The following is a 17092-nucleotide window of genomic DNA, read 5'->3' on the forward strand; positions in this document are numbered from 1 at the left end:
AAACAATCTATCTATAAGGAATGAAGAGAATATACCTGCTTGCCTATATCGCTATATTGTGTTGTCTTTGTCCGCTTCTGAAAGCGCAGCTTGGCCCGATGCCGTTTACTCCGGTGCCGCCGAACGACCCTTCGCTTGTACGTCTCTTGAACAGTGACGTGCGGTGCAGGCAGTGGGTGGATTCCGTCATGCAGCGTCTGACTCTGAAAGAACGCATCGGACAACTGTTCATCTATACGATTGCCCCCCAGCAGGACAAGGCCAACAAGGAACTGCTGCGTAAGGTGGTGGAGGACTATAAGGTAGGCGGTCTGTTATTCTCCGGCGGATTGATGCAGAACCAGGTGATGTTGACCAATGAGGCGCAGCGGATGGCGGAAGTTCCGCTGATGATTACCTTTGACGGTGAATGGGGGCTGGCTATGCGCCTTCGCGGTACTCCGAACTTTCCGCGAAACATGGTGCTGGGCTGCATACAGAACGATACACTGATTTATGAATATGGGCGCGAGGTGGCCCGCCAATGCCGTGAACTGGGGGTGCAAGTGAATTTTGCTCCCGTAGCGGATGTGAATATCAATCCCAAGAATCCGGTTATCAATACCCGTTCCTTCGGTGAAAGTCCGTTCAATGTGGCGAACAAGGTTGTTGCCTACTCCAAAGGGTTGGAGGATGGTGGTGTGCTTTCTGTCAGCAAGCACTTTCCGGGGCATGGGGATACGGATGTGGATTCTCATAAGGCGTTGCCCGTGCTGCCTTTTACCCGTGCCCGTCTAGACAGTATAGAGCTTTATCCTTTCAGAAAAGCCATTCGTGCCGGACTGGGAGGTATGATGGTGGGGCACTTGGAGGTGCCTGCCATAGAGCCGCAAAAGGGGCTCCCGTCTTCGCTTTCGCGTAAGGTAGTTTCCGGTCTGTTGGTGAATGACCTCGGCTTTCAGGGGCTTGTCTTTACGGATGCCCTTGCTATGAAAGGGGTATCGGGCAATGAAAGCATCTGTTTGCAGGCGCTGAAAGCCGGCAATGATTTGCTGCTTGTCCCCCGGCGCATTAAGGAAGAAGTGGAGGCTGTGCTTGCCGCTGTGAAAAAAGGGGAGCTGACAGAGAAAGAGATAGAGGCGAAATGCCGTAAAGTGCTGAAATATAAATATGCCCTTGGGTTGGAAAAGAAACCCCGTGTACAGCTTTCAGGTTTGGGGACCCGCATCAATACTCCGAAAACGCGTGATTTGATGCGCCGGTTGAACTTGGCGGCCATCACTGTGCTGGATAACCGGGACGAGGTACTTCCGCTGGACCCTTCCATCGGTGAAGTTGCCGTGCTCAATGTGGGAGAAGCGCAGGAAATCCGGCCGTTCCTCAAAGAACTGTCGCAGTATACCCGTCCTGTGGAGTTCCATTTGGGCAAGAATCTGCCGGAGGCTGAAGGGAACCGTTTGAGAAATGCGTTGGCCAAGTATAAACGTATTCTGGTTTGTGTCACCGAACACCGTTTGACGCCCTATCAGAATTTCTTTGCAAAGTTCGCTCCTGACGTACCGGTGGTTTATCTGTTCTTTATTCCCGGTAAGCAGGTATTGCAGATAAAACAAGGGGACGCTGCTGCTGAAGCGGTGATTTTGGCACACTCCTCCAACGAGGAGGTACAGCGGCAGGTTGCCCGGATTGTTTATGGCAGCGCTTGTTCAGAGGGACGCTTGTCTGCCAGTATCGGTAGTCGGTTTGCTGCCGGTGCGGGAGTGACGCTGACTCCTCAAAGCGCCCCCCGCTTTGTACCCGAAGAGCATGGTATGAATTCCCGTCTGCTGGCTGAAATAGACAAGATAGCTGAAGAAGGCATTCGTGAAGGGGCTTACCCCGGCTGCCAGGTGGTGGTGCTGAAGGATGGCAGGGAGATGTATAATAAAGCTTTCGGTACCCACGTCTGGAACGAGGCCGGAAGCAAGGCGCTTCTCGTAAAGAAGACGGATGTATACGACATCGCTTCGCTGACAAAGACCACAGCCACGCTGCTTGCTGTGATGAAGTTGTACGATGGCGGACGCCTCAATCTTACAGACCGGGTGTCGGATTATCTGCCTTTCCTACAGGATACGGACAAGAAGAATATTACGGTACGCGAACTGCTGATGCATGAATCCGGTCTGCCTTCTACCTTGCTATTCTATCAGGAAGCGATTGATGAAGAAAGCTACACCGGCACTTTGTTCAAGGCACGTCCCGATGCCCGGCATTCCGCACGCATCGGACGGCAGACTTGGGCGAACCCTAAGTTCCGCTTCCGTCAGGGACTGACGTCGAAGGTGCAGACACCGGAATATACGATGCAAGTGTCCGACAGCCTTTGGCTGAACCGTTCCTTCAAGCAAGAGTACTTGCAGAAGATTGTGGATACTCCGCTTAGGGATAAACGTTACCGTTATAGTTGTGTGGGCTTTATTTTGTTGCAGCAGTTGGTCGAGGCGCGCACCGGCATGTCTATGGACGAATATCTGGCCAAGGAATTCTATACTCCGATGGGATTGGAGCGTACGGGGTATCTTCCTCTGCGCTTCTTGAAGAAGGAAGATATTGTACCTTCATCAACAGATCCTTTCTTGCGTAAGACTACCTTGCAAGGATTTGTACATGATGAATCTGCAGCTTTTCAGGGCGGCGTTTCCGGTAATGCCGGGCTGTTCTCCACTGCCGGAGAAGTGGCAAAAGTCTATCAGATGTTGCTGAATGGGGGTGAACTGGACGGTAAGCGTTATTTGAGCAAGGAGACCTGCAGGGTATTTACTACCACCGTCTCAAGGATAAGCCGCCGGGGGCTGGGATTTGATAAGCCCGACCGGCGTAATCCCCAGAAGAGTCCCTGCGCAGAGTCTGCCCCTGCTTCTGTCTACGGTCATACCGGTTTCACGGGTACTTGCGCCTGGACAGACCCGGAGAACGGCTTGGTTTATGTCTTTTTGAGCAACCGCACCTATCCGGATGTGTGGAATAACAAGTTGATGAGGCTGGATATAAGGACGAGGATTCAGGAGGCTGTATATAAGGCGATGCTGGGAGGAAAAAAATAACTGGTAGAATTAAAAAGAGCCTCCCTTGCTCACGCAGGAAAGGCTCTTTTCTTCTTCAATTTTGAAACAATTAAATTCTATCTGTTAAGCTTTAAGTGTGTGTCTTATCAGAACGCAATACCTACGCGCAGACCGAAATTGCTCAAACCGTCTACGCTGTACGTAAAGAGGTCACCTTTGTTCGTACCGTAGCTGTAATAGGCTGCGAAATGCAAGCCCGGTCCATAAGCCCAAGGATACACATTGAAACCAATTTCAGGAGATACATAGAAACCCCATGTATCCTTGTTGGCTTCGAATACGTTGAAGGTTGACTTCAACTGTGCATATTCAGCACCCAGTTTTACACCGGCATATGGCTGGAATGCACCTCCACGGTTCCATACATAGCGGGAGGCCAGACCGAAAGGCAACTGGAATGCAGTGTGCTGCTGGTCGGTATTCAGACTGCCGCCTTCGCCTACGGGAAGTGTCTGGCGACCGAAATACTCATGGTTGCTATGGTAGTTCAAGAAAGCTCCCAATGCAAAATTGTCTGTCAGGAAGTAACCGCCTTCAAAATTCATACCCCAGCCGCTTGATTTGTCGGCGAAGTTGTTGCTGAGGGGAAAGTTATATTGCCAGTCGATATTGGCATAACCGTTATCGGTCATCTGTGCCTTCGTCGGTAGGGCGAAGACGAGAGCAAGAGCGGCAACCGCAAGTACTCTCAAGGAAAGATATTTTATTGTTTTCATACTTTGTTCTTGTTTTTTGGTTCAATGGCAACTTCCCAGTCCGGAAAGGATGCTGCCGTATTATTCTTGTTACCTTAATATTGGGTAACCCGTCATTTGTCACTTATAGCTCGTAGCTTGTCACTACTTGTTAGTCAGGTAAGTTGATTGAGTGAAAGCTTGGTTCACACCTTGCACGGCAAGTTTGGTATTGACAGAAGTAGAACCACTCAGCAAGCCGCTCATATAGCTGGTCCACAGAACAGGAAGTTTCTCGCTCTGGCCTTGCGGCGCCTCCAGATTCAACAATTCGCTGATAAAGGAACCGGTGCTGTAGGAATAGTTCACGGCATAGGGATAATACCATCCGCCCCAGTTGCCCCAGTAAGGAGCATCCCAGTAGCCTGGATAGTTCCACCACCATTCGGGACGTCCGTAGTCGGTGAAGTAATAGGTACTTCTGACATAGCTTACCTGCAAGCCAAGGTCGGCTTCTTCCCGGTCCTCCACACGGGTGTAGCCGCGGCTGTTCATGTTAGCAACATAAGCGCTGAGAATTTCCTGGGCATTCTCATCTTTCCAGTATTCGGCGTTTTCCTTATCACCGATAACCAGAATGCTGTCCGGCAAGTAATAAGTTTCGAAGGTTTTGAAATCCGCCTTCTTGTCATAGTTGGTATAAACCAGATAATTATTGTCCAGCTTATCCATGTCAGGGTCTTTTTCGCAAGATGCAAGCGTCACTGCAAAGACCGCTAATAATAGGGGAATAAATTTCTTCATACTTTTATAATTGTTTAGGTTTAATATAAATTCCTGCCCTATGGTACCTTAGGCTTTTGTGAGAAAAAACAAGATAGGATATAAAAGGTTCACGTAGAGGTATGTTAAAAGTGATAAAGGGCATAAAATGATAGGGCGATAGGGGATGGAGTAATAAAGGAATAGGGTGACAGCACTTTTAACGTAACTGTCACCCTATTGCACTTATCATGTCATTACTTTATCACCCTATCATCTTTTCCATATCCGTGCTGTCCATCCTCCTCCGGGTGCCATGTGTATGTTCAGCTTGTCCCCCGAGGTCACGGTGCGTACTTCTTTTTTGTAGTCGGTTGCTTCCCGGTCGGCATTGATGCCGTCGGAAAAGATTTCGGCTTCGTAACTTCCTTCTCCAAGGAAGGAAAGGTCGATGGTACAGTCGCGTGGTGTCCAGTCGGTCATGGAGGCGATATACCAGACGTCTCCCTTGCGGCGTGCCAGTGTAAGGTATTCGCCTACTTCACCGTCCAGTGCCACGGTCTCGTCGAAAACGGTAGGCACTTTGGCAATGAAGTCCGTGCATTCCTGCTCCTTCATATATTTGCTGGGGCTGTCGGCAAGCATTTGCAGCGGGGCTTCGAAGAGGGTGTACATCGCCATCTGGTGGACGCGTGTACCCTGGCTCATCGGATGGTCGTTGACGGCACGGAAGGTTTCGCGGGTTGCGTTCATCATGGCTCCCGGTGTGTAGTCCATCGGACCTATAAGCATGCGCAGGTAGGGAGCAGTCACGTCATAGCGCGGGAAGTTGTGGAGGGGGGCTCCGTTCACTATCGGTTCCCATTTGGCGTTCTCCAGTCCCTTTACACCTTCAAAGTTTAGGACGTTGGGATAGGTGCGCTGTATACCGTATGGCTTGAGTCCATGCAGGTCTAATACCAGGCGGTGCTCGGCGGCGCAGGCTACAATGCGTTCTACGGACTGTACTAGTGGCTGGTCGTCACGGTCGAAGAAGTCTATCTTGAAGCCTTTGATACCCATCTGTGCATAGTGGCTGAATGCGGCTTCCGTATCTTTGGCAGAATTTCGCCAGCTTGCCCAGAGAATGATGCCGACGCCCTTCTGGTTTCCGTAGGCTACCAGTTCCTTTAAATCGATATCCGGATTCAGGTCTTTCAATAAGGATTCGTTTCCGCTCCAGCCGTCATCGATGATGATATATTCCAGGTTGTTGTCGGCGGCAAAGTCGATGAATGCCTTATAAGTCGGGGTGTTCATGCCGGCTTTGAAGTCTACTCCAGTCAAGTTGCAGGTGTTCCACCAGTCCCAAGCCACTTTGCCGGGTTTAATCCAGGAAATGTCTTTGATGCGGCAGGCGGGGGCAAGACGCTGTGCCATGTCGTTGTCGGCAAGCTGCGTGTCCTTTTCGGTGACGAGTATCACACGCCAGGGGAGCTCCTGCTTGGCACAACGGGCGATGTAGTCTGCACGCTTGGTCGGTATCAGGTTCAGCCGGTTGTGTCCGCCGATTATTTCTTCCAGCGGATAGGGGGCAAATGCTGCCTGCACTCCTTGACGTGTCTGAGGATTTACAGTGAGGAACATGCCGGGATAGTTTTCCAATCCGGCTTCCATGATAACGGCTTTCTTTCCTCCGTCCAGGCAAACCATCAGTGGGGTGATGGAGAGTGAGTCGGTGTGCATTTTGGACAACGGGGCTTCGTCGTAGTAAGACTCGAAGGAGAAGCAATAGCGCTCACCGTTGCGGTTGTCGTTTATGTAAGGTACAAATGCCTGGTAATCCTTATCGAAATTGAAGTCCGCAGTTTCGTTGAGGACGATAAACGGCTTGTTCTGTTCGGAAATGAAGCGGTAGGCAGCACCGTCATCGTATGCGCGGAACTGTACGCTGTAGCCTCCGCGGCATTTCAGTGTCAGCTGGTTGTAGACATCCTCCACACTTGCCTTTTTGTAGAGGGGAGTGGGGAAGGAGGACTCCACAGACTTGCGTTCTGCACGGATTACTTTTACATTTTTACCGAAAGTTATTGCTTTCTTGGCTGATTTTTCATCTCTGCCTTGCAGGGCAATGGCAGAGGGTTGCAGCACTGTGGTGCCGTCGTGTGCTATCTGCCAGGTGAGGGCTTCTCCGGCATCTACCGTAACGGATAGTTTTCCGTTGGGTGATGCAAGTTGGTATTGCTGTGCACGGACCGTGCCCAAGCAAAGGAATAATAAACAAAAGGTTTGAATAAGGAGGCTTTTCATGTTGATTTATTTTTGAATGATTTTCTTTATCTTCTCCAGTTCCTCGGCAGAGAAGTCTGTATTTTCAGTCGCTTTCAGGTTATCTGCCAGTTGGGTAACGGAGCTCGCTCCGATGATGACGCTTGTCACCAGGTCGTCCTTCAACAGCCAGGCAAGTGACATCTCGGCAAGGGTTTGCCCGCGTGAGGCAGCAACTTCGTTGAGTGCCTTGATTTTTTGCAGCGTCTCGTCGGTCAGTGCTTCTTTCTTCAGGAAAGCCCCCTTTGCCATGCGCGAATCTTCGGGAATACCATTTAGGTAGCGGTTGGTCAGCAGGCCCTGCGCCAGCGGGGAGAAGGCGATGAAGCCGGTTCCGTTCCCTTTGGCTTGCTGCAGGATACCTTCTTCTTCCGGTTCGCGGTTGAAGAGATTGTATCTGCCTTGATAGAGCAGGCAGTGTACATCCCGTTCTTCCAGGTATTTGTAGGCAAACTCGGCCGCCTCTTTGGGATATTTGGAGATTCCTACATAGAGTGCTTTGCCTTGCCGTACGATATCAACCAGTGCTTGCAGGGTCTCTTCAAGCGGAGTATCCGGGTCGTAGCGGTGGGAGTAGAAGATGTCCACATACTCCAGGTTCATCCGTTTCAGACTTTGGTTGAGGCTGCTCATCAGGTACTTGCGTGAGCCCCACTCCCCGTAGGGGCCGGGCCACATGTCGTGTCCGGCCTTGGTGGAGATGAATAGTTCGTCCCGATAGGGCATGAAGGATTTCTTCATAATCATTCCGAAAGTCTCTTCGGCGGAACCGTAGGAAGGACCGTAATTGTTGGCGAGGTCGAAATGCGTGATTCCACGGTCGAAGGCATAGTGCGCCATGGCCTGGGAATTGGCAAATGTGTTCACGTCGCCGAAGTTGTGCCACAATCCGAGCGATATTTCTGGCAGCAGGATGCCGCTTTGCCCGCAACGGCGGAATTTCATGCCGTTGTCATAGCGTTCGGGCGTTGGAGAATAAATAGGGTTTATCATGATATTGTATTTTGTGGGTTATCCCATTATTACTTCTACTGTATGCGTGCCCGGCAGATGCTTCACTACATTGCCTTCTACCGGCTTGCCGTCTACCGTGACGGACTTGATGCCTTTGCACACACCATCGGGATTCTTCACGGTAATATGATATTCCGCTCCGCGGAACTTGCGCTTCACGTTGAAGCCTTTCCAGTCTGACGGGATACAAGGATTGATTTCCAGACCTTCATACGAAGGCTTGATGCCGAGTATGAATTGCGTGATGGCATACCACATCCAGGCAGCCGTTCCCGTCAGCCAGCTGTTCTTGCCTTCACCGGGGCGGGCGGCGTCCTTGCCGGCCACCATCTGGCAGCATACGTAAGGTTCTACTTTATGCAGGGCACTGTGCTCTTCGGTGTACGACGGGCATATCTTGCGGAAATACTCCCAGGAACGGTCACCACGTCCCAGTACGGTTTCTCCGATGATGACCCACGGGTTGTTGTGGCAGAAGATACCCGCATTCTCCTTGTAGCCGGCGGGATAGGTGGAGATTTCTCCATACTCCACAACGTAGCGGGTGAAGGGCGGATTGTTGAGTACAATACCGTGCTCGCAGTCCAGGCGTTCCTTTACGGAGTCCAGCGCTTTTTTTACCATGCCTTCTTCCAGTCCGATGCCTGCCATGGTGCACCAGCCTTGCGATTCGATGAAGATTTGTCCTTCTTCGTTCTCTTTGGAGCCTACCTTGTGGCCGAAGTAATCGTAGGCGCGCAGATACCAGTCACCGTCCCAGCCATGTTTTTTCACGGCTTCCACCATATTGTCTATATAGGTTTGCGCTCTGTTTGCTTCGTCGTATTTACCCAGGCGGCGGCATAGTTCCACATAGTCGCGTCCGCATACAACGAACAAGCCGGCAATCATCAGCGATTCTGCCTGGCTGCCTTCCGTCTGGTTTTCCGTGGTCTGGAAGGATTCATTCGGGTCCCAGGAGAAGCAGTTCAGGTTCAGGCAGTCGTTCCAGTCGGCACGGCCGATGAGGGGCAACATGTGGGGACCGAGGTTCTCGATGACATGGTTGAAGGAAACGCGCAGGTGCTCGAACAGAGAAACCTCCGAACCCTCCTTGTTGTCGAAGGGAACAGGCTCGTCCAGGATGCTGAAGTCTCCCGATTCCTTGATGTAGGCCACCGTACCGAAGATAAGCCACATGGGGTCGTCGTTGAAGCCGCCGCCGATGTCGTTGTTGCCGCGTTTGGTCAGCGGTTGGTATTGGTGGTAGCATCCTCCGTCGGGGAATTGCGTGGAGGCTATGTCGATGATTCGTTCGCGGGCTCGTTCCGGTATCTGATGCACGAAGCCCACGAGGTCCTGGTTGGAGTCGCGGAAACCCATTCCACGACCGATGCCGCTCTCGAAGAAAGAGGCGGAACGGGACATGTTGAAGGTAATCATGCACTGATACTGGTTCCAGATGTTCACCATGCGATCCAGCTTTTCTTCGTCGGTCTTCACGACGTAGATGTCCAGCAGGCGGTCCCAGTAGGCTTTCAGTTCGGCAAAGGCAGCATCTACTTTGGCGGTAGTGTCGAAGGCCGAAATCATCGCCTTAGCCTTTACCTTATTTATAATAGGTGAAGAGGGTACGCTCTGCTTGAATGCTTTATGCTGAGATGCTTCATGCTCCTCGAACTTTGCCTCCTGCTTGTTTTCCACATAGCCCAGCAGGAAGATGAAGTCGCGGTTTTCGCCGGGTTGCAGCTCTACTTCCAGATAGTGTGAGGCGATGGGGCTCCAACCGTGGGCAATGCTGTTGCCCGGTCTGCCTTCTACTACCCGTTCCGGGTCGGCAAACTCGTTGTAGAGTCCCACAAATGTTTCGCGGTCGGTATCGAAACCGTCTACGGGTGTATTGACACTGTAGAAGGCGTAGTGATTGCGGCGTTCCTTGTATTCTGTCTTGTGGTAGATGACGGACCCGTCCACTTCCACCTCTCCCGTGGAGAAGTTACGCTGGAAGTTCTCCATGTCCGTAGCGGCATTCCACAAGCACCATTCGGCAAAAGAGAACAGTTTGAGTTTTCTCACTTTGGCAGAAGTATTCCGCAAGGTCAGCTTCTGCACCTCTCCCCAGGTCTTCAGTGGGACGAAGAAGAGCAGGCTGGCTTCGATGCCGTCTTTGGCTCCGGTGATGCGGGTGTAGCTCATGCCGTGGCGGCATTCGTAGCTGTCGAGTGCGGTCTTGCAGGGCTTCCAGGTGGGAGACCATACGTTGCCGCCTTCGTTGATGTAGAAGTAGCGTCCCCCGTTGTCCATCGGCACGTTGTTGTAGCGGTAGCGGGTGATGCGGCGGAACTTGGCGTCCTTGTAGAAGGAATAGCCTCCGGCGGTATTGGAGATGAGTGAGAAGAAGTCTTCATTGCCCAGGTAGTTAATCCATGGCCAAGGTGTTTTGGGGTCGGTAATGACGTATTCGCGGTTGTCGTCATCGAAATATCCGAATCTTTTGTCTTTCATATTATTTCTTGTATTTAGTTTGATACATTCTTCGTTAGTTGTGGCACCCGGCCATTTTCCCGGAAGCACGCTTCAAATTTAAAAACTTTTCTCCTATCACCCTTGTTTGCCCGGTGTGTTTTTTCCCCTCGGAAACATGAAGTACCGGAAAAAGATACAAAAGTATCACCGCACGAATCTTTTTCGCTCTATCTTTGTAAACACATTTTATGATTAACCGATATGAAACACTTATTCGCATTTCTGTTCCTTCTTGGAATTACCTTTTCTCTTTCTGCCCAATCCGTCCGCGAACGTATTTTGCTGGATGACGGCTGGCAGTTTGCTTTTGGCAATGCTTCCTCACCGGAGAAAGATTTCGGCTGCGGAACGGAGTACTTCAACTACCTGACGAAGGCAGCCTCTATCCATAATGAGGGCCCTTACTCTCCCAAGTTCAATCCGGAGAAGTGGGGTGTGGACTGGAAGATGGTCAATCTTCCGCATGACTGGGTGGTTGATTTGCCTTATGTCAAAGAGGCGAGCCACAGTCATGGCTATAAAGCCGTCGGCTATAAATTCCCCGAAAACTCTGTGGGATGGTACCGAAAGACCATCACCGTGCCACAAGAGGACCTCGGCAAACATCTTTATCTTCAGTTCGACGGTATCTTCCGTGATGCCCGTATCTGGATAAACGGTTTCTATCTGGGACACGAACCGAGCGGCTATGCCACGCAGGTGTATGACATTACGGAATACTTGAATTACGGAGAGGATAATCTAATCTGCGTCCGTGCGGATGCCACGCTCGAGGAGGGCTGGTTTTACGAGGGTGCGGGCATCTACCGCCATGTATGGCTGAACAAGACGGCGCCGTTGCATGTGGCTCCTTTCGGAACCTTTGTGCACAGCACGCTGGCCGCACCTTTTGACAAGGCCAAGCTGACGATAGAGACCACTGTTGAAAACTCCGGTCTGCAAACGGAGGATTACCGCCTCTGCCATATCCTCCGGGATGCCGACGGCAAGGAAGTGGCACGCTGCGAAACGGCCGGTCAGCCGGTACTGCCGAAAGACCGCCAGCTCACCGTCGGTGAAATAGCGCTGGACAAACCTCATCTTTGGAGTGTGGATGCACCTTATTTATATACACTGCTTACGGAAGTCTATCAGTATGGCAAGCTAGTGGATGCTTATACCACTACTACGGGTATTCGTGACATCCGCTTCGATGCCGACAAGGGCTTCCTTCTGAACGGACAGCCTCTGAAACTGAAAGGTGTGAACATGCACCAAGACCACCCCGGAGTAGGTGCCGGCATTCCCGATGCCCTACAAGTGTACCGATTGAAGGAACTGAAGAAGTTCGGCTGCAATGCCTACCGTTCTTCCCATAACCCGATGACTCCCGAAATGCTCGATGCCTGTGACCGCCTCGGCATTCTTGTGATAGAGGAAAACCGTCTGACGGGTGTCAACGAAGAACATACCCGCTTGCTGAAACGCATGATAGACCGCGACCGCAACCATCCGTGCATCATCCTTTGGAGCGTAGGCAACGAGGAGTGGGGCATCGAGTGGAAAGAAAACGGTACACGCATTGCTGCCACGATGCGTGAATATTGCCACCGTTTCGACCCTACGCGCCTCATGACCGTTGCTTCGAGCAGTGGCCCTGCCATCTTGATTCCCGCAGACGTGGCCGGTTATAACTACATCCTTCAGAATCCGGTGGAGCAGCACCGCAAGGATTATCCCGGCCGCCGTGCGCTCGGTTCGGAAGAGACTACGGGCTGTGGTACGCGCGGCATCTACTTCGATGCCCACGACAAAGGCCACATGGTGGCGCACAACCGCAAGCCGAACGGACCTGACAGCCTGCTGAACTGCATCGAGCGTGGCTGGAAATTCTATGACGAACGCCCCTACCTGGCAGGTCTTTTCTATTGGACGGGTTTCGACTACCGCGGCGAGCCCAACCCCATGAAGTTCCCGGCTACGGGTTCACAATTCGGCATTCTGGACTACTGCGGTTTTCCCAAGGACGAAGCCTGGTATCTGAAGTCCTGGTGGACGGATGAGCCGGTGCTGCACATCCTTCCTCACTGGAATCTGCAAGGTCACGAAGGTGATAGCATCGATATTTGGGTATACAGCAACTGCGATGAAGTGGAATTGACTGTGAACGGCAAGAAACTGGATCGCAAACCGATGCCCCGAAACGGCCATCTTTCCTGGAAAGCCGTTTTCCAGCCCGGTGCAGTGAAGGCTGTAGGCTATAAGAACGGCAAAAAAATATTGGCCCGTACTGTGGAGACTACCGGTGTTCCTGCCCGTATCTCCCTGACGGCAGACCGTTCCGTCATTCAGGCAGACAATCGGGATGTGGCAGTGTGTAACATTGAGTTGCAGGACAAGAAGAAACGTTTTGTCCCCACTGCCTGCAACGACTTGACGATAACCGTCTCCGGTCCGGTACGCATCCTTGGGGTGGGGAATGGCGACCCCGCTTATCAGGCTACGGAACGTCCGGCCGACACCGATGCCCGTACCTATCAGGTAAAGGCATTCAACGGACTTGCACAGGTGCTGTTGCAAAGTACCGGCGAAGCGGGAGAAGCCACACTGACGGTCGTTTCGGAAAATATGCCGGAAACTTCCTGTGTCTTGAAGTTGCAGAAGTAAGCGGTTTGTCATTCATATCATCCGGCGAAGCGGAGACCTTTCTTTTGTCTATGGGGCAAGAGAGGGATCTCCGCTTCTTTCTTCCTCAAACTATAGTATGTAAGTGTACGAGATGCACATCTCGTGTTGTATGAGATGTATATCTCGTACAGCATGAGATGTGCATCTCATACATCTTTGCATTAGAGATTAAGGGGGAGAAGAACGGAAATTGTGCTTTTCCGGGCAGGACTTTCCCGGGTGTCTGTTCATATATTATCCCTAAATGTAACAAATGGTACTGTTGTGGGATTAAAAAGAATGAGTATATTTGCGGCATGATATTTTTTTAACCAATGCCTATGGAAAACCAGAACTATATCATGAGGGAGATAACCCCTCTGTCGGAACGTGACTGTTTCTATATTGCCGACCGTCACAAAACAGAATTTACCTACCCCATCCATTGTCACGCAGAGTATGAACTGAACTTCACGGAACATGCTTCTGGCGTCCGCCGTGTGGTGGGCGATTCTGCCGAGATTATCGGTGATTATGACCTGGTGCTGATAACCGGCAAGGAGTTGGAGCATGTATGGGAGCAACATGAATGTACCTCCGGGGATATTCGGGAGATTACCATCCAGTTTTCTCCCGACTTGTTCTTCGGGAACGTTGTCAACAAGAACCAGTTCGACAGTATCCGCCGGATGCTGGAGCGTGCACAGTGCGGACTTAGTTTCCCCATGCAGGCCATCATGAAGGTGTACAACTGGCTGGATAAGCTGGCTTCCGAGGAGCAGGGCTTTTATGCCGTGATGAACTTTCTCCGTATCCTTTACGAACTTTCCCTCTATGACAATGCCCGGGTGCTGTCCAGTTCTTCGTTTGCCAAAATAGAGACTTTCTCTGACAGCCGCCGGGTACAGAAGGTGCAGAAATACATTTCCACCCATTATCAGGAGGAGATCCGGTTGGCTTCATTGGCCGATATGGTGGGCATGACACCGGTCTCTTTCAGCCGTTTCTTTCGCCTGCGCACCGGCAAGACGCTTTCCGACTACATTATTGATATCCGTCTGGGCTTTGCCACGCGTATGTTGGTAGATTCCACGCGTACCATTGCAGAGGTGTGCTATGACTGCGGCTTCAACAATCTGTCCAATTTCAATCGTATGTTCAAGCGGAAGAAGGGATGCTCGCCGAAGGAATTCCGTGAGAATTATCGGAAAAAGAAGCTGGTGATATGATAAGAAAGTATTGGTATTCTTCATTGGAAGTGCCTATTTTTGCACCAATGATTAATACTAATATCTGATATCATGAAAAGAGTTTTTTCCTTATTCTTATGTCTGCTGTGTGTATGTGCTGTGACGGCGCAGATACGTGGCAATGAAATCCGTGTAGTCGTTTCACCCGACCATAGCGATTGGGTGTATCGTCTGAATGAGAAGTGTACGTTTACCGTCCGGGTGCTGAAGGCACAGAACCTCTTGCCCGATGTCAAGATTGACTATGAACTGGGGCCCGAGATGTATCCTACTGAAGTAAAGAAAGACATGGTGCTGAAAGATGGTACCTTGAAGTTGCAAGGCACGATGAAGACTGCAGGCTTCTTGCGTTGCAAGGTCAAGGCGTATGTGGACGGCCGGACTTATGAAGGGCTGGCTACATCGGCCTATGCTCCCGAGCAGCTGCAACCAGTGGCGAAACTTCCTGCCGATTTTCGGGATTATTGGGCCAAGACCTTGGAAGAGGCGCGCAAGACTCCGTTGAATCCCCTTATGACACTGCTTCCCGAACGCTGTACGGAAACGGATAATGTATATCAGGTCAGCTTCCAGACAAAAGCTTGGGGAGGACGTTTTTACGGTATTCTCAGTATTCCCAAGAAAGAAGGGAAGTATCCGGCTTTGCTGCGTGTGCCCGGTGCGGGTGTCCGCCCTTATGCGGGAGATACGTATACGGCTCCTGGAAAGGTGATTACATTGGAGGTGGGTATCCACGGCATTCCCGTCACGATGCAGCAGTCTGTATATGATGCGCTGGCAGGTGGGGCGCTGAGCAATTACTGGACGTTCGGCCGCGACAGCCGGGATGCTTCTTACTATAACCGTGTGGTGGTAGGCGCTTTGCGTGCTGTGGATTTTATCTGTTCGCTGCCGCAGTACAACGGGAAAGCGCTGGGTGTTACGGGCTCCAGCCAGGGCGGTGCCTTGTCTGTGATTACGGCGGCTCTTGATTCACGCGTTACTTTTCTGGCGGCTGTTCATCCTGCCTTATGCGACCACGAAGCATTCTTCAAGAAGCGTGCTTGCGGTTGGCCCCATTATTTCTATTATTACGGTACTCCCGATGAAAAGCAGCTTGAAACGGTACGCTATTATGATACGGCAAACTTTGCCTGCCTGCTGAATGTGCCCGGTTGGTTCAGTTGGGGGTATAACGATGAAGTCTGTCCTCCCACTTCCATGTATGCAGCCTACAATGTGATTTCTTCTCCGAAGGAATTGCATCTTTATCTGGAAACCGGGCATTACTGGTATCAGGAACAGTGGGATGAATGGCTGGATTGGATACGGAGACAACTTAATGTGTCAATGTGATTAATGTGCTAATGTGCTAATTGGCTGCGTAATATTTATGCTGCGCCATCATGCCGCAGGCTATTGGCACATTAGCACATTTATCTGATAATATAGTATCATTTTTTATGATATGAGCCGCGTATCTTTGTGTATCGCTTAAAAACTGATAATATGAAGAAACAATTCTTTTTGCTGACAGTACTTTTATTCTTTTTGGGAGCATGTGCCCCTAAGCCTGCGGAGCATTCGTTTATTAAGGTCAACGCCGATGGACAGTTCGTTCGCGACGGAAAACCCTATTATTTTGTAGGTGCCAATTTCTGGTACGGTGCTATTCTTGGTTCCGAAGGTGAAGGCGGCAATCGTGAACGGTTGCATAAGGAGTTGGACTTTCTGAAAAGTATTGGCATCAACAACCTGCGCGTATTGGTGGGTGCTGACGGTGAAAATGGCATAAAGACGCGGGTAGAGCCCTCTTTGCAAGTGGCACCGGGCGTCTATAATGATACTATTTTAGCCGGATTGGATTATTTTATGAATGAACTGCGTGAACGTGATATGACGGCTGTCCTCTATTTGAACAATTCCTGGGAATGGAGTGGTGGCTATTCCGTTTACCTGCAATGGTCTGGACACGGTGATGCCGTGGTACCTGCCGTAGACGGATGGCCCGCCTATATGGAGTATGTCAAGCAGTTCCCCCAATCGGACAGCGCGAAGGCTTTGTTTGCCAATCATGTCAATTATATTGTTTCACGCACCAATAGGTATAATCAGATAAAATATGTGGATGACCCTACTATTATGTCCTGGCAGATTGGTAACGAGCCTCGCGCTTTCTCTGACGAGAACAAGGAACCGTTTGCCCGCTGGATGGCCGATGTGGCTGCACAAATCAAGTCACTCGACCCGAACCACATGGTGTCTTCCGGCAGTGAGGGCTCGTGGGGATGCGAAATGGATATGAGTCTTTTCGAGAAGATTCATGCCGACCCCAACATCAATTATCTGAATATCCACATCTGGCCTTACAACTGGAGTTGGGTGAAAGCGGACAGCCTGACGGAACTTCTTCCGCGTGCCAAGGAAAATACTAAGAAATATATAGATGACCACATGGTCATTGCCCGGAAGTACAGCAAGCCGATTGTTCTGGAGGAGTTCGGTTTTCCCCGTGACGGCTTCAGCTTCTCCAAAGAGGCACCGACCACTGCCCGCGATGAATATTACCGTTATGTATTCGACCTTATCCGCCAGGACCGTGAGAGCGGTGGACTCTTTGCTGGATGCAACTTCTGGGCATGGGGCGGTTTTGCCGGACAAAATCCCGACCATGTATTCTGGGAAAAGGGGGATGACTATACCGGTGACCCGGCTCAAGAACAACAAGGACTGAACTCTGTCTTTGCCACAGACAGCACTATTGAAATAATTAAAGCGGAAAACCGGAAGTTGCAAAATTGAACCTATCTGTGTTTTTCCGTGTAATCCCTGCCTGAAAATTAGAATGTAAGCGTGTACAAAGCGTTTG

Annotated in this window: 10 protein-coding genes; 5 read left to right on the forward strand and 5 right to left on the reverse strand. The window is 50.9% G+C overall.

Annotated features, from left to right (window positions below; translation table 11 throughout):
* The first annotated feature begins 20 nt into the window (after nucleotides 1-20).
* Nucleotides 21-3065, forward strand: a complete 3045-nt coding sequence (locus tag DWY57_RS05360; RefSeq protein WP_119961428.1) for a glycoside hydrolase family 3 N-terminal domain-containing protein — start codon at nucleotides 21-23, stop codon at nucleotides 3063-3065.
* Between the two features lie 107 nt (nucleotides 3066-3172).
* Here DWY57_RS05360 and DWY57_RS05365 read toward each other — a convergent pair whose 3' ends face one another.
* The 5 genes from DWY57_RS05365 to DWY57_RS05385 all read right to left on the reverse strand — a co-directional run bounded on the left by DWY57_RS05365 (nucleotide 3173) and on the right by DWY57_RS05385 (nucleotide 10327).
* On the reverse strand, nucleotides 3173-3802 hold the full coding sequence (locus DWY57_RS05365; RefSeq protein WP_022400890.1) for an outer membrane beta-barrel protein: 630 nt from the start codon (nucleotides 3800-3802) through the stop codon (nucleotides 3173-3175).
* 123 nt (nucleotides 3803-3925) lie between these two features.
* A complete protein-coding gene (locus DWY57_RS05370) occupies nucleotides 3926-4564 on the reverse strand; it encodes a DUF4136 domain-containing protein (protein WP_022400889.1) in 639 nt (212 codons plus the stop codon).
* 231 nt (nucleotides 4565-4795) lie between these two features.
* Nucleotides 4796-6811 (reverse strand): glycoside hydrolase family 97 protein, encoded by a 2016-nt coding sequence (locus tag DWY57_RS05375; protein WP_119961429.1) that lies wholly within the window; start codon nucleotides 6809-6811, stop codon nucleotides 4796-4798.
* 6 nt (nucleotides 6812-6817) lie between these two features.
* Nucleotides 6818-7822: an aldo/keto reductase gene (locus DWY57_RS05380; protein WP_117966147.1), complete on the reverse strand. Its 1005-nt coding sequence runs from the start codon at nucleotides 7820-7822 to the stop codon at nucleotides 6818-6820.
* A gap of 18 nt (nucleotides 7823-7840) precedes the next feature.
* Nucleotides 7841-10327, reverse strand: a complete 2487-nt coding sequence (locus tag DWY57_RS05385; RefSeq protein ID WP_119961452.1) for a glycosyl transferase — start codon at nucleotides 10325-10327, stop codon at nucleotides 7841-7843.
* 222 nt (nucleotides 10328-10549) lie between these two features.
* Here DWY57_RS05385 and galA point away from each other — a divergent pair, with 222 nt between their 5' ends.
* The 4 genes from galA (at nucleotide 10550) to DWY57_RS05405 (ending at nucleotide 17025) form a co-directional block, all read left to right on the forward strand.
* Entirely contained in the window at nucleotides 10550-12994 is a 2445-nt protein-coding gene (gene galA / locus DWY57_RS05390) for a beta-galactosidase GalA (RefSeq protein ID WP_119961430.1), read from the forward strand.
* Between the two features lie 341 nt (nucleotides 12995-13335).
* Nucleotides 13336-14223, forward strand: coding sequence for an AraC family transcriptional regulator (locus DWY57_RS05395; protein WP_117601323.1), 888 nt, complete (start codon nucleotides 13336-13338; stop codon nucleotides 14221-14223).
* 72 nt (nucleotides 14224-14295) lie between these two features.
* Nucleotides 14296-15579 carry an acetylxylan esterase gene (locus DWY57_RS05400; protein ID WP_117601322.1) on the forward strand — a complete coding sequence of 428 codons (1284 nt, stop codon included), beginning with the start codon at nucleotides 14296-14298 and terminating at the stop codon, nucleotides 15577-15579.
* A 153-nt stretch (nucleotides 15580-15732) separates the two neighbouring features.
* Entirely contained in the window at nucleotides 15733-17025 is a 1293-nt protein-coding gene (locus DWY57_RS05405) for a beta-galactosidase (RefSeq protein ID WP_119961431.1), read from the forward strand.
* Nucleotides 17026-17092: the final 67 nt, after the last annotated feature.

This window comes from Bacteroides sp. AF25-5LB, from assembly GCF_003602965.1.
Classification (GTDB): Bacteria; Bacteroidota; Bacteroidia; order Bacteroidales; family Bacteroidaceae; genus Bacteroides; species Bacteroides uniformis.